We start from the raw sequence: 20,342 nt of genomic DNA, 5'->3' as shown, positions 1-20,342 counted from the left end.
CTGCGAGGATGGCGGGGTGCTGCGCAGCTGGAAGGTCGCCCTGTTCACCCTGCTGATCGGAGTCGCGCTCGCAGCGTGGTCTGCGTCCCGTGGGTCCGGTGGATCCGCCGTCGTACAGCTGGCGACCTTCGTCGTTCTCGCGTTCCTGTTCTCGCCGCTGGTGTTCCCGCGATCCGTGAGCACCGCCGAGGCGGCCGCTCGAGGCAAACTCGTCGTCTACTGGCGACCCGGGTGCCAGTACTGCCTGCGGCTGCGGCTGGCGCTGATCGGTGTGGCCGGTCGAGCGTCGTGGGTCAACATCTGGGCGGATCCCGAGGCCGCTGCCGCGGTGCGGGCGGTGGCGAACGGTAACGAGACCGTACCGACCGTGGTGGTGGACGGCGTCAGCCGGGTAAATCCCGGGCCGCGGTGGGTACGGGATCGGCTGCGTACCGGACCGGTGGGCGAGTAGCGGACAATAGACGGGTGTCGAAGCCCAGCAAGCCCCGGATTCCCAATGTTCTCGCGTCGCGCTACGCCAGTGTGTCGATGGCCCAGCTGTGGTCGCCGGAGTACAAGATCGTGCTCGAGCGGCGGCTGTGGCTGGCGGTGCTGAAGGCTCAGAAGGAGCTCGGGGTCGCGGTGCCGGACGGCGTGATCGAGGACTATGAGCGGGTGCTGGAGCAGGTCGACCTGGAGTCGATCGCGGCCCGCGAGCGGGTCACCCGGCACGACGTCAAGGCGCGGATCGAGGAGTTCGGTGCCCTCGCCGGGCACGAGCACATCCACAAGGGCATGACGAGCCGGGACCTGACCGAGAACGTCGAGCAGCTGCAGATCCGGGCCGGTCTCGAACTCGTCCGGGACCGCGCGGTGGCGACCGCCGTACGGCTGGGTCAGAAGGCGGCCGACCACGCGGCGCTGGTGATGACCGGTCGCTCGCACAATGTGGCTGCTCAGGCGACCACGCTGGGCAAGCGGTTCGCATCGGCCGCGGACGAGCTGCTGGTCGCGATCGCCCGGATCGAGGAGCTGATCGAGCGGTACCCGCTACGCGGCATCAAGGGCCCGGTCGGTACGTCGCAGGACATGCTGGACCTGTTCGGCGGCGACCCGGCGAAGCTGGACAAGCTGGAGAGCGACATCGCCCAGCACCTCGGGTTCAGCCGGACGCTGACCAGCGTCGGCCAGATCTACCCGCGGTCCCTCGACTACGAGGTCGTCTCGGCGCTGGTGCAGCTCGCCGCCGCACCGTCGAGCCTGGCGACCACGATCCGGCTGATGGCTGGGAACGAGCTGGTCACCGAGGGCTTCAAGGAGGGCCAGGTCGGTTCGTCGGCGATGCCGCACAAGATGAACACCCGGTCCTGTGAGCGCGTGAACGGTCTGGCGGTGATCCTGCGCGGGTACGCCGCGATGGCCGGCGAGCTGGCCGGCAACCAGTGGAACGAGGGCGACGTCTTCTGCTCGGTGGTACGCCGGGTCGCCCTGCCGGACGCGTTCTTCGCGCTGGACGGGTTGTTCGAGACGTTCCTGACCGTGCTGGACGAGTTCGGGGTGTACCCGGCCGTGGTCAGCCGGGAGCTGGAGCGGTACCTGCCGTTCCTGACCACGACCAAGGTGCTGATGGCCGCGGTGAAGAACGGCGTCGGCCGGGAGACCGCGCACGAGGTGATCAAGGAGCACGCGGTCGCCACCGCGCTCGACCTGCGCAAGGGCCTGGCGGATAACGACCTGTTCCGCCGGCTCGGCCAGGACGGCCGCCTCGGCCTGACCGAGGACCAGATCGTCGGCATCGTCGGCGAGCCGCTGTCCTTCACCGGCGCGGCGGTCGCGCAGGTCAACGCCGTGGTCGCACAGATCGACGACCTCGCCAAGCGCTACCCGGACGCCGCCACCTACACGCCAGGTGACATCCTCTAGCTCGTGTTCGAACCGCTGACCTGGGTGCTGGTAGGCCTTTCGCTGGCCGCGATGGTCTACGCCATCGTGCTGGCCGCGCTGAACAAGCGGATCAACTGGACATTGCTGGCTGCCCTCGGTGTGATCGAGGTCGGTCTGCTGGTCCAGCTGGTCATCGGCATCGTTCAGCTGGCCGGGACGTCCCGTGATGTCTCCAGCCCGTTCTTCATCGGCTATCTGATCGGCTCGCTGATCATCCTGCCGATCGGTGCGCTGTGGGCGCTGGCGGAGAGCAGTCGCTGGGGTGCCGGCGCACTGGCCGTCGCCTGCCTGGTGATCCCGGTGGTCGAGTTGCGCCTGTACGAGATCTGGACCGCCTGACATGACCGACCCTGTCGAGACCCAGCATGATCCCGAGGCGACCAGGCACGGGCCTGGCCGGATCCTCATTCTGGTGTACGGCGTCTTCGCGCTGTCGGCCACCGCCCGGGCCGGCGTCCAGATCGCGACCCAGTTCTCCGAGGCGCCGATCGCCTACCTCTTGTCGGCCGTTGCCGCGATCATCTACTGCGCCGCGACCGTCGCGCTGGCCAAGGCAACGAAGGTCTCGCGCCGGGTCGCGACCGCTGCGATCGCGATCGAGCTGATCGGCGTTCTCGCCATCGGCGCCTTCAGCTACGCCGCCCCCGACGACTTCCCGGACTCGACCGTGTGGTCGCACTTCGGTCAGGGCTACGGGTTCGTCCCGGTGGTGCTGCCGGTCCTCGGTCTGCTCTGGTTACGGCGTACTCGCTGACGATCTCCCAGCGAACTGCCAGCCGCGCGCAGGGGTTGGCCAAGGTTGACCGGACAGCATCGATGACATGCAGATATCCGGTCATCCTCGGGTCGAGATCGTCGTACCCGCCAAGAATGAGGAAAACGACCTCGGCCCGAACATCAGGCGACTGCGTGAGTTCCTCGACACCGCCTTCCCGTTCCCGGCCGAGGTCTGCATCGCGGACAGCGGAAGCACCGACGCCACCTATGAGATCGGTGCGCTGCTGGCCGCCGAGCTGCCCGGAGTCCGGATCGTCCGGCTCGAGCAGTCCGGTCGCGGCCGGGCGCTGAAGCAGGTCTGGTCCGAGAGCACCGCCGAGGTGCTCGCCTACATGGACGTCGACCTGTCGACGAACCTGAACGCTCTGCTGCCGTTGGTCGCACCACTGTTCGCCGGGCACAGTGACGTTGCCATCGGCACCCGGTTGTCGAACGGCTCCCGGGTGGTACGGCGGCCGACACGGGAGTTCATCTCGCGCTCGTACAACCTGTTGCTGCGGGCAACCTTGAGTGCGCACTTCTCCGACGCCCAGTGCGGGTTCAAGGCAATCCGCGCCGACGTCGCGCGCGAGCTGCTGCCGCTGATCCAGGACACCAGCTGGTTCTTCGACACCGAGCTGCTCGTCCTGGCCGAGAAGGCCGGCCTGCGGATCCACGAAGTACCCGTCGACTGGATCGATGACCTCGACTCGCGGGTCGCAATCGTCAAGACCGTCGGCGAGGACCTGCGCGGGATCGCCCGGCTGACACGTGACCTCGGTCGCGGGCGGACCGATCTCAATCCGGTCCGCTGGGCGTGCGGCCGCCCGCGGATCCTCGATCCCCGGACGGCGCTGGCCGCTCGGGTACTGCGTTTCTGCGCGATCGGTGTGCTGAGCACAGCGGCGTACGCGCTGCTCTATCTCGTACTGCGGCAAGGCATGCCGGCCCAGGTGGCGAACCTGCTGGCGCTGCTGATCACGGCCGTCGGCAACACCGCGCTGAACCGGCGGATCACCTTCCGGGTCACCGGTGTGGAGAACCGTTGGCGACATCAGTTGCGCGGACTCGTCACGTTCGGGATCGGCTGGAGCCTGACCTCGTCGTCCCTCTGGCTGCTGCACACCGCGGTGGCTTCGCCGCATCAGGCGGTGGAGGTCGCCGTCCTGACCATCGCGAACCTGGCCGCGACCGTGGTCCGGTTCAGCCTCTTCCAGGCCTGGGTCTTCAACGACGACGCACCCACCCTGCCCACCTTCGAACCCCCCGCGGTTCTCGACCAGACCCGGAGCAACTGACATGGCCACCATTACTGATCCCGTCGAGGCGTCCCCACGCCGCACCGGACGACGATCGGTCGCCACCCAGTACACGATCGGCCGGGACAAGATCCTGTACGGCGGCCTGCTGGCGCTGACCGCGATCGCGTACCTGTGGGGACTGTCCCAGAACGGCTACGCCAACGAGTACTACGCGGCCGCGGTCCAGGCCGGGTCGACCAGCTGGAAGGCCTGGTTCTTCGGGGCGCTCGACGCGTCGAGCTTCATCACCGTCGACAAGACCCCGGCGGCCCTGTGGGTGATGGGGTTGTCCGGGCGGATCTTCGGCTTCAACACCTGGAGCATGCTGGTCCCGCAGGCGCTGATGGGCGTCGCGAGCGTCGGGTTCGTGTACGTGTCGGTGCGGCGGTGGTTCTCCGCGAACGCCGGGCTGCTGGCCGGTGCGATCCTCGCGATGACGCCGGTCGCCGTACTGATGTTCCGCTTCAACAACCCGGATGCGCTGCTGATCCTGCTGCTGTGCGCGGGTGCGTGGGCGGTGACGCGGGCGATCGACTCCGAGAAGCACGCGGCGCGGTGGATGATGCTGGCAGGGGCGTTGGTCGGCTTCGGGTTCCTGACCAAGATGCTGCAGGCGTTCCTGGTCCTGCCGGCGTTCGGATTGGCGTATCTGGTCGCCGGCAAGCCCGCGCTCGGGAAGCGGGTCGTCCACAGCGTGCTCGCGCTGGTCTCGCTGATCGTGAGTGCCGGATGGTGGATCGCGATCGTGGAGTTACTGCCGGCATCGGCTCGGCCGTACATCGGTGGCTCCTCGACGAACAGCATTCTCGAGTTGACGCTCGGCTACAACGGGCTCGGGCGGTTGAGCGGGAACGAGACGGGCTCTGTCGGCGGAGGCGTCGGCAACCCGGGCTGGGGTGGTGCTACCGGACTGCAGCGGTTGTTCGGTGGTGAGTTCGGTTCGCAGATCGCTTGGTTGCTGCCGGCCGCTCTCCTCGCGACCATCGTGCTGGTGGTTGCTGCGGGCAAGGCTCCGCGGACGGATCGGACGCGGGCGTTCGCTCTGATCTGGGGTGGATGGCTGGTGGTCACTGGGCTGACGTTCAGCTACATGCAGGGGATCATCCACAGCTACTACATGATCGCGCTGGCGCCGGCGATCGGTGCGCTGATCGGCGCGGCGATGGTCGTGCTCTGGCGGCGACGGTCGGAGTGGTTGCCGCGGGCAACATTGGTCGGTGGGATCGTGCTGACCGCTGGGTGGAGCTTTGCACTGCTGAACCAGAACTCGTCCTGGCATCCGTGGCTGCGGTGGGTGGTGCTGCTGACCGGCGTACTCGGAGCTGGTGCCGTGTTGTTGCTGCCGGAGTTGGGGTTGCACAAAACGGCGGCTCGGCGGGCCGGGATGTTCGCGGCCGTGCTGCTGGCGGTGAGCGCGCTGGCCGGGCCAACGGCGTACTCGGTCGAGACGATCAGCACGGCGCACGCCGGTGCCCTCCCGTCCGCCGGGCCATCAGGCTCCGGTGGGATGGGTGGTGGGCCTGGTGGTGGCTTCGGCGGTGGACGCCAGATGGGTACGCCGCCCGGACAGGCCGGCAACGGTACGACGGGCAACGGGCCTGCCGGGGCCATGGGGGGCGGGAACGGTGGTGCCGGTGGATTCCTCGGTGGCGGTGGGACCAGTGGAGTGTCGAGTGAGCTGGTGACGCTGTTGCAGCAAGGGGCCAAGGGCTACACGTGGGCGGCTGCCGCGGTGACGGCCAACGGAGCCGCACCACTGCAGATCGCGTCGGGCGAGCCGATCATGGCGATCGGTGGGTTCAACGGAACCGACCCGGCGCCGTCCCTCGCGGAATTCCAGGATCTGGTTGCCCAAGGCAAGATCCACTACTTCGTCGGCAGCGGTGGTGGCGGCTTCGGTGGCGGCCGCGGCGGTACCTCCAACGAGATCGCCACCTGGGTAGCCGAGAACTACGAGGCCCAAACCGTCGGCAACACCACCATCTACGACCTCACAACCTGAACAGGAGCACGACGATGACACAGCACCCCACCTACCCGGCGGGCGCCGACCCCGAGAACCAGTGGCAAGCAGCCCGAGCCGCCAGCAACCCACCCTTCCCGCCATCAGCACACCCCTCCGCGCCGTCGGCGGGCGCTCTGGGGGCGCAGCCCTCTTCGCCACTGACCCCGCTGACCGCGCCGCAGGCGGCGGGTGTGGGGGAGGGGAAGAGCGGGGGGCGGCCGGGCAACCTGATGTTGGCGGGGGCTGGGTCTTTGCTTGCGGTGCTCGCGTTCCTTGGTGGGATGGCGGTTGGGCACTCGTGGGACGGCACGCCCACGCAGCAGAACCAGTTCGGGCCCGGTGGTGGCCGCCAGTTCCCGGGACAGCAGGGCCAAGGCACTCAGCCCGGGACCGGCACTCAGCCCGGCACCGGCACTCAGCCGGGGACGGGCACTCAGCCGGGGACGGGCACTCAGCCGGGGACCGGTACGCAGCCTGGGACGGGGAGCGGTAGCTCGGGTGGTCAGACGCAGACGAGTTGATGGTTGACGGAGCAGCCCGGCGGGCCTCGAGCGGACACTCGGCCCGTCGGGCACCACCTTGATTTCGCCCAGTGAGAGAGGCAACCAAATGGGTCGGACTGTCGGCGAAGGAAGGTGACGACACGCGCAGACGGTTCGGGTTGGGCGTGGGTGGGGTAGGGATGGGGGCGTGGAATGGTCGAACGTCACCTGGTTCCTGACCGCCCTCGGGGCGGTCGTCGTACTACTGACGCGCGTCCGGCTCGGTGGAACGGTGGTGGACGGCACGGGCCATGGCGCCGGCCGCCACGGGTATTCCGCTGTCCTGCTGCGACTTCACACCACCGTCGGCGTGCTGACGTTGCTCGTGTGGATCGTTGCCCTGGTCACCGGCCGGCAGGAGATCGCCTACCTGGCCCTGGTCGGATGGTGGCTGCTGGCAATCGTCGGATTGTTGCTGCTGGCCCGTTGGCTGCCGAGCGGCGGCAAACATTCGGAGGACGCGGCAACAGACGCCTGGGGCTCCGGCGCCGGCCTGTCCCTGCTCGGCCACGTCGGGACGGTCATCGGCGTCGGCTACTTCACCTTCATCACGCTGACGGATCGCCTCTGAGCCCGTCCAGCAGCGCGGCAATCGACCGCCGTACGCCGGCCTCGAAGTCCTCCTGTGACAGCGTGGCGCCGGCTCCGGCGACCCGGTCGTACAAAAGGCCGTCCATCATCGCGGCCGCCGGCCAGGCGGCTTCGTCCGGCCGCGGAATGCCCAGCATGTCAAGCAGCTGCGCCAGGCCCACCCGCAATTGCCGTCCACCCTCGTCGATCGCCGCCCGCAGTTCGGGCTGACGACTCGCCTCCAGTGACAGTTCGTAGCGCGCGACCAGGTCGTCCGGCCGGTCTCGCGCCAGCCCGATCGTCAATCCGATCAGAATGTCGAGCGGCCCGCGCTCGGCATCCGGTGGCAGTGTCGCCAGATCCCGGCTGACCATGCGGTTCACGCAGGCTGTCAGCAGCGCGCTCCGCGTGCGCAGGTAGTACGACGTGGATCCCGGCGGCAGCCCCGCCTCCGCGTCGACCGCGCGGTGGGTCAGCCCGCGCAGGCCACGGGTCGCGACGAGATGGATCGCGGAGTCGGCGATGGCGTCCCGGCGATCCGCACCCAGCGGAACCTGCTTCGTCACGCTGGCAGTCTCCCATTCCGTCTCACACTCTACAGGTGTAGAGTATCGCTCATGAGTACGGCGATCGTGGTGGGAGCGGGAATCGGCGGGGTCACGGCGGCCGTCGCACTGCAACGGTGCGGATGGCAGGTCTCGGTGCTGGAGCGGGCACCTGATCTGGGCGAGGTGGGCGCCGGGATCTCCGTCTGGCCGTCGGCGGTCGCCGTTCTGGAGGAGCTCGGAGTCAAGGGCGTCGAGAAGGCGGCCGTGATCGCCAAGCCGGCCGGGATGCGGAAGCCGAGCGGCCGCTGGGTGCTGGCGGCGGCGGACCTCGGCGTCGAGATCCCGGTGATGATCCACCGCGCCCAGTTGCACGAGCTGATCACGGCCGAGTTCGGCCCGGCCGTCACGGTCCGGACCGGGTACACGGTCACGAAGATCGGCCAGGACGAGACCGGCGTGACGATCAACGACGAGCTACGGGCCGACCTGGTCGTCGCGGCCGACGGGATCCGCAGTGTCATCCGGGGCGCGCTCTACCCGGAGTACGAGGGACCGCGGTACTCCGGGTACACGGCGTACCGGGGGATCGCCGACCTCGAGGTCGACGACGGCGGCGGTGAGACGTGGGGACGCGGGAGGCGGTTCGGCTTCGCGCGGCTGATCGACGGGCGGATCTACTGGTACGCGACCGCGAACCAGCCGGCCGGCCACGGCGGCGACCACGCGGCGGTGAGCGAGGCGTTCGGCGATTGGCATGACCCGATCCCGAAGCTCCTCGCCGGCACCGGGAACGTGCTGCACAGCGACATCTACGACCTGCAGCTGCCGCTGGTCCCGTTCGTCCGGGGTCGCGTGGTCCTGCTCGGCGACGCCGCTCACGCGATGACGCCGGACCTCGGCCGCGGTGCGTGCTCAGCCATCGAGGATGCCGGCGCCCTCGCCCGCCACCTCCGCGAGACCTCCGAGCTCGCTACCGCCCTGAACCAGTACGACGCCGAGCGGCGCCCCGCGACGACCAAGCTGGTCAAGCGATCGCGGGCCATCGGCCGAGTCGGCCAACTGGAGAACCCGCTGGTCCGCACCCTCCGCGACGGCCTCTTCACGATCGGCGGCAAGCTGGCCGGGCTCCGTCGGCGGTGAGCGGATCCCCACCACTCACCAACCTCGCCCGATCCGAGCGGCCGGGGTCCGGCCAGGCGGAGCGCTGACCGAACTTGGGGGGTTGGTGAGTGGCGCAGGTCCGGGTGGAAGAATCCTGGGGTGACCACATCTCCTCAGGCAGCCGAGATCGCCGGTGCGAAGCACATCCACTCCGGGAAGGTCCGCGATCTGTACGAGCTGGATTCCGGCGAGCTGCTGATGGTGGCGAGCGACCGGATGAGTGCGTTCGACTGGATCCTGGAGACGCCGATCCCGGACAAGGGCAAAGTGCTCACCGCGATGAGCCTGTGGTGGTTCGAGCAGCTCGACGTACCGAACCACATCCTGTCCACCGATGTGCCGGCCGAGGTCGCGGGCCGTGCGGTGGTGTGCGAGAAGTTGGACATGTTCCCGGTCGAGTGCGTCGCCCGCGGCTACCTCAGCGGCACCGGGCTGCTCGACTACAACGCCACCGGCGCGGTCTGCGGTATCCCGCTCCCGGCCGGGCTGGTCGAGGGCTCGCGGCTGGTCGAGCCGATCTTCACCCCGGCGGCCAAGGCCGAGCTCGGCGAGCATGACGAGAACGTTTCGTACGACGCTGTGGTCGCGACCGTCGGCCCGGACGTGGCGGCGGCGCTGCGGGACCTGACGATGGACATCTACATGCGGGCGCATGGGACGGCGGAGGAGCGCGGGATCATCCTGGCCGACACGAAGTTCGAGTTCGGTGCCCGGGCGGACGGCACGATCGTGCTGGCCGACGAGGTGCTGACCCCGGACTCGAGCCGCTTCTGGCCGGCCGACCAATGGTCGCCGGGTCGGCAGCAACCGTCGTACGACAAGCAGATCGTCCGCGACTGGCTGCAGTTCGAGTCCGGCTGGGACCGCACGTCCGGCGACGCCCCGCCGCCGCTGTCCGACGAGGTGATCGAGCGCACCCGTTCGGCGTACATCGGGGCGTACGAGCAACTGACCGGCCGGAAGTTCACCGCCTGACCCGCACCGCCACTCAGAACAGGCCGACTCCTAGGGCCAGGGTGATGAAGCGGGCGGCGCGGCCGGCCAGGGTGGAGAGCGCGAAGGTGACGACGCCCATCCGGGAGGCGCCGCCGATGATCGCGACGCCGTACAGCGGGGGGATGCCGACCGAGGCGCTCAGCAGGGTGACCGGGACGCCCCAGCGGCGGTCGCTCATCGCGTCGAGGAGCCGCTTGCTGACGTCGCGGTTCCACTGCACGAACCGTCCCCAGCGGGTGTCGAGGTTCACCGGCTTGGGTTCCTTGGACATCCGGGCGGCGTACCCCGGGCGGTAGCGGACGGCGAGGAACATCGCGACCTTGCCGAGAGTCTGGCCGACCGAGACCCCGATCGCGGCGACCACAGGGTCCAGCGCACCGGAGACTCCGACGCCGAGGACATATGCCTCCGCGTTCATCACCGGTATGACGGCGGACCCGATCCCGAATCCGACCGCCAGCGCCAGCTGCCACACCCACATGCTGGAAGCGTAGGCGGCGGACCACAGTCCGGGCAGTGGTGCCTGCACCACTTCGGGGAGGAACCCGGGGCCCCTCAACCCCGGATCCCGGCTCTCCCTAGGTGGTGCGCAGGTTGGCGGGGTCGACCGCGTCCCGCACCTGACCACTCAGTACGCCGCTCGCCAACGCCGCCAGCACTCCGGCCAGTACGCCGACGACGGCGGCCGCGATCAGGACGAACACGACCACGGACGACGTGTCCGCGGTGGGGTCCACCCGGGCCTGGAGGCGGCAGACCAGCCCACCGCTGATCAGCACACCTGCACCGACGGCTACCGCGGCCGGGCCGGTCAACTGGATCCGCACCGACCGCAGAACCTGCGATGCGCCCATCCCGAAGACGTTGAGCGCGGCCAACTGGCTTCGCTGGTCGAGCAGGTCGTCCGCCGCTCCCGCCAGCATCGCCACTCCGGCCGCCAAGGCCGCGAACAGGCTGAGCAGCGCGACGAAACCGAGGCCGGTGTAGATGAAGTCGCCGCTCGCGGTCAACTCACGCTCACTGAGCTGGTGGTCCCGGCCGATCGCCAGCACCGCCCCGACGACGCCACCGCAGACGACCAGCAGGGCGAGCATGCGGCCGGCCGATCGGGCGGTGTGGAGCAGCCGGCCGCCGGCCAGCATTCTCACCGGGTCGCCCGACCGCTCCAGCCGCCGGCCGTACGCGGCAACGGCGACGGGCGCGAATCCGGACGCCGCCAAGAGGACCCCAGCGGCCTGGACGAAGATCAGCATCGGGCTGATCGGCATCAGGCTCAGCACGACCAGAACTGTTCCGACGGCGCCGACGGTCAGGTACCTGCCTTGCCAGCCTGCCCGATCCGGTTCGTTCTTCGGTTCGGTCGAGAGCTGCCGGCGGAGGAGACCGCCGGCGCCGCCGGCAACCACGGCGAGGACGACAGCGAGGACAGGCCAGGCCACCAGGTCACCCGGAGCGGGCGCCGGAAGCACCCGACCCACCCGCGGCAGAGACTGCAGGACAGCCGCCAACGCCAAGTACACCGGCCCGGCAAGCACACCACCGAGCAGACCGCTGAGGCCGGCGTCGGCCGCGCCGATCAGCCGCACTTGGCTGGGCGTCGCGCCAGCCAGTCGCAGCGCTGCCAGTCGCCGGTCGCGTGCCGCCGTACCGAGTCGGAGGGCTTGGAACGCCAGAGCGCAGGCGGCAGCCGCCAGGAGTACGGCGGCTGTCACGACGCCGGGGCGTAGGCCGTCCTCGGTGAGATAGCTGCTGTACGTCGCGCTGTCGAGACCGTCGAGTCGCACGATGCGTTGGCCGGCGAGGAGGAACACGCCGGCCACGGCGACGGCCGCGACCAGCAATGTCGATCGGCGCTGGTCGCTGGACGACTTCGGCCGAGCCAAGGTGATCAGAGTCGTGAGGGTCATGACAGCCTCACCTCGTGCTGGACGACGCCGTCCCGCAACCGGACCTCTCGATCGGCATAGGCGGCGACCAGGTTGTCATGCGTGACGATCACCAGCGCAGCGCCGCCGTCGCGGGCAGAGGCGACGAGTAGTTCCATCATCTGCTCGCCGGCGCGGCTGTCGAGACTGCCGGTCGGTTCGTCGGCGAACACGACCGCCGGCCCGGTCACCAGCGCCCGCGCTACTGCCGCACGCTGGTTCTGACCGCCGGACAGTTCGCTCGGCAGGGCCTCGCTGTCCGCTGCCACACCGACCCGCTCCAGCCAGTCGAGCGCTGCCTGGCGCGCGGCGGCGGCATCGTGCCCTTCCAGCAGCAGCGGCAGGGCGACGTTGTCCTTCAACGAGAGGTCGGGCACGAGCTGGCCGAACTGGAGCACGATGCCGACCTGAGTACGGCGTACCCGCGTCCGCTCGGCCTCGGAGAGCTCGGCGAGGTTGCGGCCGGCCAACTCCACCGTGCCCGCGTGCGGACGGAGGATGCCGGCAGCACAGTGCAACAGAGTGGACTTGCCACAGCCGCTGGGCCCGGTGACCGCCACGATCTCGCCGGGGTCGACTCGGAGCGAGACGCCGCGTAGGGCGACATCACGACGGTAGGCGTACTCCACCCGCTGGAGGTCCAGGGCGGCGTCGGTCATTGACTGATCTCCTTCTGCTCGGTGATCCGGTCCAGCGCCCGGTCCAGCCAGCGCAGGTCCGCGTCCAGGTGCAGCGCCAGGTAGTCCCGCACCAGCCAGGACGACGAGTCGCCCCCGGCCTCGGCGGACTTGAGCTCGCGGATCCGGTGGAGGTAGATCGCCCGCTGCCGGGCCAGGTAGGCGGACGCGTCCTCGCCGGTCCGGATGGTCGCCACCACTTTGCGGACCATCTCGTCGACGCCCCCGGGGGAGGGCTCGATCGGCTCGGCGAGCCAGCGGGCCAGGTGCTCGCGGCCCTTCGCGGTCAGCGCGTAGACGGTCCGCTCCGGACCGCCTTCGGACGCCCGGTCGACCACCTCGACCAACTCGTCGCGCTCGAGTCGCCCGAGCGTCGTGTACACCTGCCCGAACGCCAGCGGACGGCTGTCCGGGAACCAGGAGTCGTGGCCGCGTTTCACGTCGTACCCGTGCGCCGGACCGGCGGAGAGTAGTCCCAGAACGAGCTCGGCTGTTGCCATGACCCAAGACTATACACCGAGTGTATGTACTGAGTGAATAGTCCGCGATGCGGCGTTCTGGCGCCCGGTCGGTAGGATTCAGGGCGTCACGCCGGAACGAAACCTGGAGTAGTCAGTGGCTCGCGTTGTCGTCGACGTCATGCTCAAGCCCGAGATCCTCGACCCGCAGGGCAAGGCGGTGCACGGCGCGTTCGGCCGGCTCGGCTTCGACGGCGTGGCCGATGTCCGGCAGGGCAAGCGGTTCGAGATCACCCTGGACGGCGAGGCGACCGAGGAACGGGTCGCCGAGATCCGCAAGGCCGCCGACACGCTGCTGGCCAACCCGGTGATCGAGGACTACACCCTGCACGTCGAGGGCGACGCGCAGTGAAGATCGGGGTCGTCACCTTCCCGGGTTCGCTGGACGACGCGGACGCCCGCCGCGCGGCCGCGGTGGCCGGCGCCGAGCCGGTCGCCCTCTGGCACGGCGACGCCGACCTGCGCGGCGTGGACGCAGTCGTCCTGCCGGGCGGCTTCTCGTACGGCGACTACCTCCGCGCCGGCGCCATCTCCCGATTCGCGCCGGTGATGGAGACCATCATCAAGAAGGCCGGCGAGGGTCTGCCGGTGCTGGGGATCTGCAACGGCTTCCAGGTGCTGTGTGAGTCGCATCTGCTGCCCGGCGCGCTGATCAAGAACCACCACCGCAAGTTCATCTGCAAGGACCAGCCGCTGCGGATCGAGAACAACCGCACCGCCTGGACCAGCGACTACGACGCCAACCACGAGATCACCATCGTGCTGAAGAACCAGGACGGTTCGTACGTCGCGGACGAGGCCACGCTGGACCGGCTGGAGGGTGAGGGCCTGGTCGTCGCCCGCTACCTGGCCGAGAACCCGAACGGCTCGTACCGCGACATCGCCGGGATCACCAACGAGCGCGGCAACGTGGTCGGCCTGATGCCGCACCCGGAGCACTGCGTCGAGACACTGACCGGCCCGACCACGGACGGCCTGGGCTTCTTCACCTCGGTGCTGAAGGCCGTCGTCTCCAGCTGATGAAGTCGTCAGGAGTGTGGCGCCTGCTGGCCCGCACTCTCTTCCTCACCACGGCGATCCTGATCGTCGCCGCCGGTACGGCGAACGCGCAGCCGGCGAGCCTGATGGCCAAAGTCGTGGTGATCGGCGTACCAGGGCTGACCTGGAACGACGTGAAGGCCTCGCCGGAGCTGACCGCGCTGGTGAACCAGTCCAACGTCGGCTCGATCACGGTGAAGACCGCCGGTCCGCACACCTGCCCGGTGGACGGCTGGCTGACGATCAGCGCCGGCACACGGGCCTGGGGGAGCGTCCCGGACGAGCCCTGCGGTGAGCTGCCGGCGGTCACGGACGGCAAGGTCGCAGGCTGGCAGACGTACATCGACCGCCAGGCCGAGCACCACACCGGTGCGCCCATCGGCCGGCTCGGTCAGACCGGCTACCCGATCTGCGGGTTCGGTCCGGGCGCCGCGATCGCGTTGGCGCGGACTGATGGCTCGGTGACGAACTGGCAGCCAGAGCTCGACCAGGCCCGGTTGGCGAGCCCAGCGTGCGGTGACGCGATCATCGACGCCGGGGCGCTGCCGCTACGCGAGGGGCGGGCCGAGGCCCGCAAGAACGTTGCGGACCTCGTCGCCGACGCCCGAGCGGCCGGAGGGTGGGTTCTGCTCGTCGGTGTCAGCCAGGAGTTGGCCAACTCGCACCAGGAGCCTCTGGTCGCCATGCAGCTCCCGCCGGACACCGGACCGCGGTGGCTGACCAGTGACAGCACCCGTCGGCCCGGTCTGATCCAGCTGACTGACATCACCGCGACGATCCTCAAGGGGCGAAGCGCCGCCGAGGTGGATCCCGCCGGGGCGGCGAAGGCTGGTCCGCTGGACGGCAACGAGATCCATTCCACCGGTGACGTGCACACCGACGCGGACGCGGTGATCGAGAACCGGCTGGACACCAACCAGCGGTTCGAGCAGCCGCGACCGATGCTCGTCGCGGTCTCGATGACGATCCTGGCCGCGGAGCTCCTCGCGCTCGCCTGGTTCTGGTTCACCCGCAGCCCGCGGTCCCGGCGTACCTTCGTGTTCACGCTGCTCACCCAGGGCGGGTTCTTCATCGCGGTCTTCCTGTCCACCGCGACGGTGTGGTGGCGCTGGCCGGCGCCCGGATTCTCCTTGTACTGCGTGGTTCTGGGGATCAGCGCGATCCTCGCTGCGGTGTCCCAGCTGGTCCTGAAACGCTACGCGTTCCTGGGGATCACGCTGGCGGCGTACCTGATCTTGCTGGTGGACGGCGTACTGGGGACGCCGCTGCAGTTCGGCAGCATGTTCACCGACGGTCCGGTCATCGGTGGACGGTTCTACGGCTTCGGCAACTCGACGTTCGCGACGCTGGCGGTTGCTGCACTCGTCACCGCCGGCTGGGCCGCGCAGAAGCTGATCGACAAGAGCAGAGTGCAGGCCGCACTCGCTGTCCTCGTCATCGGTGGCGCCGCGATCGTGGTGGACGGCAGACCGGGCTGGGGGACTGACTTCGGCGGCATCATCGCTCTGACACCGGCTGTACTGCTGATGGCCTGGCTGACGTGGCGCGGCAGCATCTCGCTGCGAGCACTGATCGGTGTGGGGGTTGCCGGCGTCCTGGCGGTGTCGGCTGTCGCGTTCCTCGACTACCTGCGGCCCCCGGACCAGCGGAGTCACTTCGGTACGTTCGTGGCCCGGCTGCTGGACGGCGACGTGAGCGACGTACTGATCCGCAAGCTGGACATGGCGGTGCAGTTCTTCACCGGGCCGGCCGGCTGGGCCATGCTCGTCGGTGTGGTGCTGGCCATGCTCGCCACCGTGTTGCCGGACCGGGTGCCGTTCCCGGCGTACCGGACCTTCTACTCGAGTCTGCCGATGATCCGGCCGACTCTGCTCGCCCTGTCGGCCTGCGGTCTGGTCGGCATGCTGCTGAACGACGCCGGGGTCGCACTGCCCGCGATCATGACCGGGTTCAGCCTTCCACTGCTGGTGGCCCACCTGTTGGCTTCCGAGCAGCCCGCTACCGTTTCACCTGAGTCCCACCTAGTGCAGGAGTCCTGAAGTGTCTACCGACACCGTTAGCAACGCCACCAGTACCCCGGACGTCGAGCAGCCCTGGGCCGAGCTCGGTCTGAAGCCGGACGAGTACCAGCGGATCCGCGACATCCTGGACCGGCGGCCGACCAGTTGCGAGCTGGCCATGTACTCGGTGATGTGGAGCGAGCACTGCTCGTACAAGTCGTCCAAGGTGCACCTGCGCAAGTTCGGCGACATCCCGCAGGAGACGCCGGCCGGGAAGATGCTGGCCGGGATCGGCGAGAACGCCGGCGTGATCGACATCGGCGAGGGGTACGCCGTCACGTTCAAGGTCGAGTCGCACAACCACCCGTCGTACGTCGAGCCGTACCAGGGCGCGGCGACCGGGGTCGGCGGCATCGTCCGCGACATCCTGGCGATGGGCGCTCGGCCGGTCGCGGTGATGGACCCCCTGCGGTTCGGCCCGCTGGACGCGCCGGACACCAAGCGTGTGCTGCCCGGCATCGTGTCGGGCGTCGGTGGCTACGGCAACAGCCTCGGCCTGCCCAACGTCGGCGGTGAGGTCGTCTTCGACCCGACGTACCTCGGCAACCCGCTGGTCAACGCGCTCTGCGTCGGCGTGATGCGGCACGAGGATCTGCACCTGGCGAACGCGACTGGTCTCGGCAACCAGATCATCCTGTACGGCGCCAAGACCGGTGGCGACGGGATCGGCGGAGTGTCGGTGCTGGCCAGCGAGACGTTCGCCGAGGGCGGTCCGACCAAGCGGCCGGCTGTCCAGGTCGGCGACCCGTTCATGGAGAAGCTGCTGATCGAGTGCACGCTTGAGCTGTTCGCCGCGCGGGTGGTCGAGGGCATCCAGGACCTCGGCGGCGCCGGGCTGTCCTGCGCGACCTCCGAGCTGGCCAGCGCGGGTGACGGCGGCATGTACGTCTCGCTCGACAAGGTGCCGCTGCGGGACGCGTCGCTGGCGCCGGAAGAGATCCTGATGAGCGAGTCGCAGGAACGGATGATGGCCGTCGTCACGCCGGACAACGTCGAGGCGTTCCTGAAGATCTGCGCGAAGTGGGACGTCCAGGCCGACGTCATCGGCGAGGTCACCGGCACCGGCCGGCTCGAGATCGACTGGCACGGCGAGCGGGTGGTCGACGTACCGCCGCGGACCGTCGCACACGAGGGGCCTGTGTACGAGCGTCCTTACGCCAGGCCGGCGTGGCAGGACGACCTGCAGGCCGACGGCGCCGAGAAGTTGCCGCGCGCAACCACTCCGGAGGACCTGCGGGACACGCTGCTGAAGCTGGTCGCGTCGCCGAACCTGTGCGACAAGTCCTGGGTCACGGACCAGTACGACCGTTACGTGCTCGGCAACTCCGTGCTTGCGCAGCCCGAGGACAGCGGGATGATCCGGGTCGACGAGACCAGCGGCCTCGGGGTCGCGGTGTCGACCGACTGCAACGGGCGGTTCGCCAAGCTCGACCCGTACACCGGTGCGAAGCTCGCACTGGCCGAGTCGTTCCGCAACGTGGCCACCACTGGCGCCCGACCGATCGCGGTGACCGACTGCCTGAACTTCGGCTCGCCTGAGGACCCGGCGGTGATGTGGCAGTTCGCGGAGGCGATCCGCGGCCTGGTCGACGGCTGCATCGAGCTGGGCATCCCGGTCACCGGCGGCAACGTGTCGTTCTACAACCAGACCGGCGAGACCCCGATCCTGCCGACGCCGGTGGTCGGCGTGCTCGGTGTCATCGACGACGTCACCCGTCGTACGCCGATCGGCTTCACGGCCGAGATGGAAGGCCACCAGCTGTACCTGCTCGGTGAGACCGAGGAGGAGCTGTCCGGGTCGGAGTGGGCGCACGTCGTCCACGGCCACCTAGGTGGGCGGCCACCGGCGGTCGACCTGGCCGCAGAGCAGCAGTTGGCCGACATCCTGATCAACGCGTCCCGCGACGGCCTGATCGACGCGGCGCACGACGTCAGCGACGGCGGTGTCGCGCAGACGCTGGTCGAGTCGGCGCTCCGCGGTGGCGTGGGTGCCCGGGTCTGGGCGCCGGACGGGCTCGACCCGTTCCTGTTCCTGTTCGCGGAGTCGGCCGGCCGTGCGGTCGTCGCCGTACCGCGCACCGAAGAGGTCCGGTTCACCGACATGTGCACCGCACGCCGCTTCCCGCACGCGAAGATCGGCGTCATCACCGGCGACTCCCTGGACGTCCAGGACCAGTTCGAGCTCCCGCTCACCGAGCTCCGCACCGCCTGGACCCAGACGCTTCCGGCCGCCCTCAGCTGACCAGCCCCTCGAGGACCCGGCCTCTGCCCGGTCGTCTGGCACACTCGAAAGGACGAGTGAGGTGAGGCGGATGGTGGAGCAGCGGCCGGCTAAGCCGTCTGTGGGCGACCTGATCGGGTTGGCGTCCGCGGCCGGGCAGGAGGCCCGGGTGGCGGCGGCCCGGCGGAGGCTGGCGAACATCCGGCTGACCGACGAGGAGCGCCGGATCTGTACCGACGACCTGGCGGAGGCGTTCGCTGTCGGGCGGCTGGACGAGGACGAGTTGCACCGGCGGGTGGATCGGCTGAACGAGGCCGTCACGCACGGCGAACTGCAGCCGATCTTCGCCGGGCTGCCGGCGCCGTCGCTGTACCAGCTCGAGCCGCGCAAGACGGGCCGGTGGCGCTGGGCGGCGTTCGTCGGTGCGGTCTGGCTGGCCCTGCCGTTCTTCCTGCTCGGACTGGTCTTCCTGGTCTTCGGTCGCGAGGTCGCCGCCGCGATCTTCGGCCTGCCCGCGATCCTGTGGACCCTCGTCGCCTACCGCTGGGCGGCCGGCAAAACCAAACACTCCCGCCGGACCTGAGGCCCGGCGGGAGCGCTCCAGCGGATCTACTTGGCTGGATTCGGATCGACCCACAGGCTGACCTTGCCCGGATGCCTTGTCCCGGACCCGTACACGTACCAGTCGTCGGGAACGGAGTCCTTGGAATCGTAGTTCGGGCCCGAACCGACCAGGTAGTCCTCGACCTGTACGCCGCGAGCCTCGATCAGCGGCAGGACCTGCGCGACCGTCTTGTTGTCGATGACCAGACCGGCCAGCACCTCGCCCTTGTCGGTCGCCGACGACGACGAGTGCCTGTACATCTCGCCCGGCTTGGCCTTCCGGCCGAACTGTATCTCGGTGCTGCCGTCGTAGTTCTTCGGGATCTCCAGACCATCCTGGCACCCCGGATCGGAGGCGTTCAGCGTGCCGTTGCATTTCTCGCCCGGTAGGAGCCGATGGAGCTGGTCCATCTCCCGCTGACTCCCGCTGCTGAAGCTGACCATCGTGCCGACGAACGGCGGGCTGACCGGGACGGACTCGACCGTGATGTCGAGGCCCATCTTCTTGAACTCGGCGTTGTACCGCTTCGGGTCCGCGTTCGGATCGACCACGCGGACGATCAGCTTGTCGCCGCGCTCGGTGAACGAGAGTGCCTGCGGCTGGTCCTGAGCGGGCTGGTCGACCAGCCTGGCGGTGACCGTACCGGCGACCACGAGGGCGCACGCGACCGCCACGATGAGCCGGGGTCGCACCGAACGGCGGCGGCCGGCCAGGTTGACGACACGCTGGTGGGGTTCGCTGGTGATGTTGGCGGACAGTTCGGACCAGGCCGCGTCGGTGATCTCACGGTCGGCGCGGGCCAGGCCGCGGACGGCGGCGTCGATGTCAGGCGTCTTCATGTGAGGTCTCTTCCTTGAGGGCGACCAGCTTCCGGTTCGCCAGCGGGGCGGTGAGCAGCTTGGCGAACCGTTTCCGGGCGCGATGCAGCCTGATCCGTACGGCGTTGCGGGTGATCCCGAGTACGGTCGCGATCTGGGCGGTGTCGAGGTCCTCCCAGGCGACCAGGGACAGCAGCTCCCGATCCTGCTCGGGCAGTGCGCTGAACGCCTTCGCCGCGGGGGTGTCGTCGGGCAACGACCGATCCGTGCCGTCCGGTTCGGTGAGTTCCTGGCGCAGCTTGGTCGCGAGTGCGTGCCGGCGTCCCTCGCCTCTGCGGTGGTTGGCCAGCACCCGCCGCGCCACGCCGTACAGCCATGGCCTTGTCTGGACGCCTGAAGGGATGTCGTCGAGCCGTCGCCACGCGATCAGGAACGTGTCCGCGAGCAGGTCGGCGGCGTCATGGCCGCTGTCGGTCCGGCGGTGCAGGTAGCCGAGGATGGCCTCCCGGTGCGCGCCGAACAGCTCTTCGAACCGGTCCCTGCGTGGATCCGGTGGTGGGTGCACGGCTCCCTCACTCACCGGCCCTGCCCAGGCCTTGATCGGTGTCTGCGTCATACCCGGTAGATGTCCGGCAACGGCCCGACCCATTTCACCGCACGGGTGTTGCGGAACTAGCCT

21 protein-coding genes are annotated in these 20,342 nt (G+C 69.3%); 14 read left to right on the top strand and 7 right to left on the bottom strand.

The window, feature by feature from the left end; all coding sequences use genetic code 11:
* Positions 1 to 16: 16 nt before the first annotated feature.
* The 7 genes from ACIBG5_RS19415 to ACIBG5_RS19385 all read left to right on the top strand — a co-directional run bounded on the left by ACIBG5_RS19415 (position 17) and on the right by ACIBG5_RS19385 (position 7,098).
* A complete protein-coding gene (locus ACIBG5_RS19415; RefSeq protein WP_396392856.1) occupies positions 17 to 451 on the top strand; it encodes a glutaredoxin domain-containing protein in 435 nt (144 codons plus the stop codon).
* Positions 452 to 465: 14 nt separating this feature from the next.
* Positions 466 to 1,902: an adenylosuccinate lyase gene (gene purB / locus ACIBG5_RS19410; RefSeq protein WP_396392855.1), complete on the top strand. Its 1,437-nt coding sequence runs from the start codon at positions 466 to 468 to the stop codon at positions 1,900 to 1,902.
* A 3-nt stretch (positions 1,903 to 1,905) separates the two neighbouring features.
* Complete coding sequence (locus ACIBG5_RS19405; protein WP_396392854.1) at positions 1,906 to 2,262, top strand: hypothetical protein; 357 nt, start codon at positions 1,906 to 1,908, stop codon at positions 2,260 to 2,262.
* Between the two features lies 1 nt (position 2,263).
* The gene (locus tag ACIBG5_RS19400) at positions 2,264 to 2,677 is read left to right on the top strand and encodes a hypothetical protein (protein ID WP_396392853.1); all 414 of its coding nucleotides are present in this window, start codon (positions 2,264 to 2,266) and stop codon (positions 2,675 to 2,677) included.
* A 67-nt stretch (positions 2,678 to 2,744) separates the two neighbouring features.
* Positions 2,745 to 3,977 carry a glycosyltransferase gene (locus tag ACIBG5_RS19395; RefSeq protein WP_396392852.1) on the top strand — a complete coding sequence of 411 codons (1,233 nt, stop codon included), beginning with the start codon at positions 2,745 to 2,747 and terminating at the stop codon, positions 3,975 to 3,977.
* 1 nt (position 3,978) lies between these two features.
* A complete protein-coding gene (locus tag ACIBG5_RS19390) occupies positions 3,979 to 5,982 on the top strand; it encodes an ArnT family glycosyltransferase (protein ID WP_396392851.1) in 2,004 nt (667 codons plus the stop codon).
* 693 nt (positions 5,983 to 6,675) lie between these two features.
* Complete coding sequence (locus tag ACIBG5_RS19385; RefSeq protein ID WP_396392850.1) at positions 6,676 to 7,098, top strand: hypothetical protein; 423 nt, start codon at positions 6,676 to 6,678, stop codon at positions 7,096 to 7,098.
* Here the strand turns inward: ACIBG5_RS19385 and ACIBG5_RS19380 are convergent.
* Positions 7,076 to 7,663 (bottom strand): TetR/AcrR family transcriptional regulator, encoded by a 588-nt coding sequence (locus tag ACIBG5_RS19380; RefSeq protein ID WP_396392849.1) that lies wholly within the window; start codon positions 7,661 to 7,663, stop codon positions 7,076 to 7,078. The genes ACIBG5_RS19385 and ACIBG5_RS19380 overlap by 23 nt on opposite strands.
* Before the next feature lie 51 nt (positions 7,664 to 7,714).
* On the opposite strand from ACIBG5_RS19380, the gene ACIBG5_RS19375 reads away from it, so the two are divergent.
* Both ACIBG5_RS19375 and ACIBG5_RS19370 read left to right on the top strand, forming a co-directional pair.
* Entirely contained in the window at positions 7,715 to 8,785 is a 1,071-nt protein-coding gene (locus tag ACIBG5_RS19375) for an FAD-dependent monooxygenase (protein WP_396392848.1), read from the top strand.
* A 120-nt stretch (positions 8,786 to 8,905) separates the two neighbouring features.
* Positions 8,906 to 9,781, top strand: a complete 876-nt coding sequence (locus tag ACIBG5_RS19370) for a phosphoribosylaminoimidazolesuccinocarboxamide synthase (protein WP_396392847.1) — start codon at positions 8,906 to 8,908, stop codon at positions 9,779 to 9,781.
* 13 nt (positions 9,782 to 9,794) lie between these two features.
* Here ACIBG5_RS19370 and ACIBG5_RS19365 read toward each other — a convergent pair whose 3' ends face one another.
* The 4 genes from ACIBG5_RS19365 to ACIBG5_RS19350 form a co-directional block, all read right to left on the bottom strand.
* Positions 9,795 to 10,283, bottom strand: coding sequence for a hypothetical protein (locus ACIBG5_RS19365; RefSeq protein WP_396392846.1), 489 nt, complete (start codon positions 10,281 to 10,283; stop codon positions 9,795 to 9,797).
* 97 nt (positions 10,284 to 10,380) lie between these two features.
* Positions 10,381 to 11,709, bottom strand: a complete 1,329-nt coding sequence (locus tag ACIBG5_RS19360; RefSeq protein ID WP_396392845.1) for an FtsX-like permease family protein — start codon at positions 11,707 to 11,709, stop codon at positions 10,381 to 10,383.
* Complete coding sequence (locus ACIBG5_RS19355; RefSeq protein ID WP_396392844.1) at positions 11,706 to 12,386, bottom strand: ABC transporter ATP-binding protein; 681 nt, start codon at positions 12,384 to 12,386, stop codon at positions 11,706 to 11,708. The genes ACIBG5_RS19360 and ACIBG5_RS19355 overlap by 4 nt, the downstream gene beginning before the upstream one ends.
* Positions 12,383 to 12,904, bottom strand: coding sequence for a PadR family transcriptional regulator (locus ACIBG5_RS19350; RefSeq protein ID WP_360456347.1), 522 nt, complete (start codon positions 12,902 to 12,904; stop codon positions 12,383 to 12,385). Before ACIBG5_RS19350 ends, ACIBG5_RS19355 begins: the two co-directional genes overlap by 4 nt.
* A 115-nt stretch (positions 12,905 to 13,019) precedes the next feature.
* Between ACIBG5_RS19350 and purS the strand changes: the two genes are divergently transcribed.
* The 5 genes from purS to ACIBG5_RS19325 all read left to right on the top strand — a co-directional run bounded on the left by purS (position 13,020) and on the right by ACIBG5_RS19325 (position 18,824).
* Positions 13,020 to 13,274: a phosphoribosylformylglycinamidine synthase subunit PurS gene (purS, locus tag ACIBG5_RS19345; RefSeq protein ID WP_131359615.1), complete on the top strand. Its 255-nt coding sequence runs from the start codon at positions 13,020 to 13,022 to the stop codon at positions 13,272 to 13,274.
* Positions 13,271 to 13,942 (top strand): phosphoribosylformylglycinamidine synthase subunit PurQ, encoded by a 672-nt coding sequence (purQ, locus tag ACIBG5_RS19340; RefSeq protein WP_360456350.1) that lies wholly within the window; start codon positions 13,271 to 13,273, stop codon positions 13,940 to 13,942. Before purS ends, purQ begins: the two co-directional genes overlap by 4 nt.
* Positions 13,942 to 15,999 (top strand): hypothetical protein, encoded by a 2,058-nt coding sequence (locus tag ACIBG5_RS19335; RefSeq protein ID WP_396392843.1) that lies wholly within the window; start codon positions 13,942 to 13,944, stop codon positions 15,997 to 15,999. Before purQ ends, ACIBG5_RS19335 begins: the two co-directional genes overlap by 1 nt.
* 1 nt (position 16,000) lies before the next feature.
* Positions 16,001 to 18,262, top strand: coding sequence for a phosphoribosylformylglycinamidine synthase subunit PurL (purL, locus tag ACIBG5_RS19330; protein WP_396392842.1), 2,262 nt, complete (start codon positions 16,001 to 16,003; stop codon positions 18,260 to 18,262).
* Positions 18,263 to 18,332: 70 nt separating this feature from the next.
* On the top strand, positions 18,333 to 18,824 hold the full coding sequence (locus tag ACIBG5_RS19325) for a DUF1707 domain-containing protein (protein ID WP_396392841.1): 492 nt from the start codon (positions 18,333 to 18,335) through the stop codon (positions 18,822 to 18,824).
* A 26-nt stretch (positions 18,825 to 18,850) separates the two neighbouring features.
* Here ACIBG5_RS19325 and ACIBG5_RS19320 read toward each other — a convergent pair whose 3' ends face one another.
* Together ACIBG5_RS19320 and ACIBG5_RS19315 are read right to left on the bottom strand one after the other, a co-directional pair.
* Entirely contained in the window at positions 18,851 to 19,684 is an 834-nt protein-coding gene (locus tag ACIBG5_RS19320) for a hypothetical protein (RefSeq protein WP_396392840.1), read from the bottom strand.
* On the bottom strand, positions 19,671 to 20,279 hold the full coding sequence (locus ACIBG5_RS19315) for an RNA polymerase sigma factor (protein WP_396392839.1): 609 nt from the start codon (positions 20,277 to 20,279) through the stop codon (positions 19,671 to 19,673). The genes ACIBG5_RS19320 and ACIBG5_RS19315 overlap by 14 nt, the downstream gene beginning before the upstream one ends.
* Positions 20,280 to 20,342 lie beyond the last annotated feature (63 nt).

Source organism: Kribbella sp. NPDC050241 (genome assembly GCF_044459685.1).
Classification (GTDB): domain Bacteria; phylum Actinomycetota; class Actinomycetes; order Propionibacteriales; family Kribbellaceae; genus Kribbella.
The sequence above is the reverse complement of the archived record's forward strand: the minus strand, read 5'-3'. Positions and strand labels throughout refer to the sequence as shown.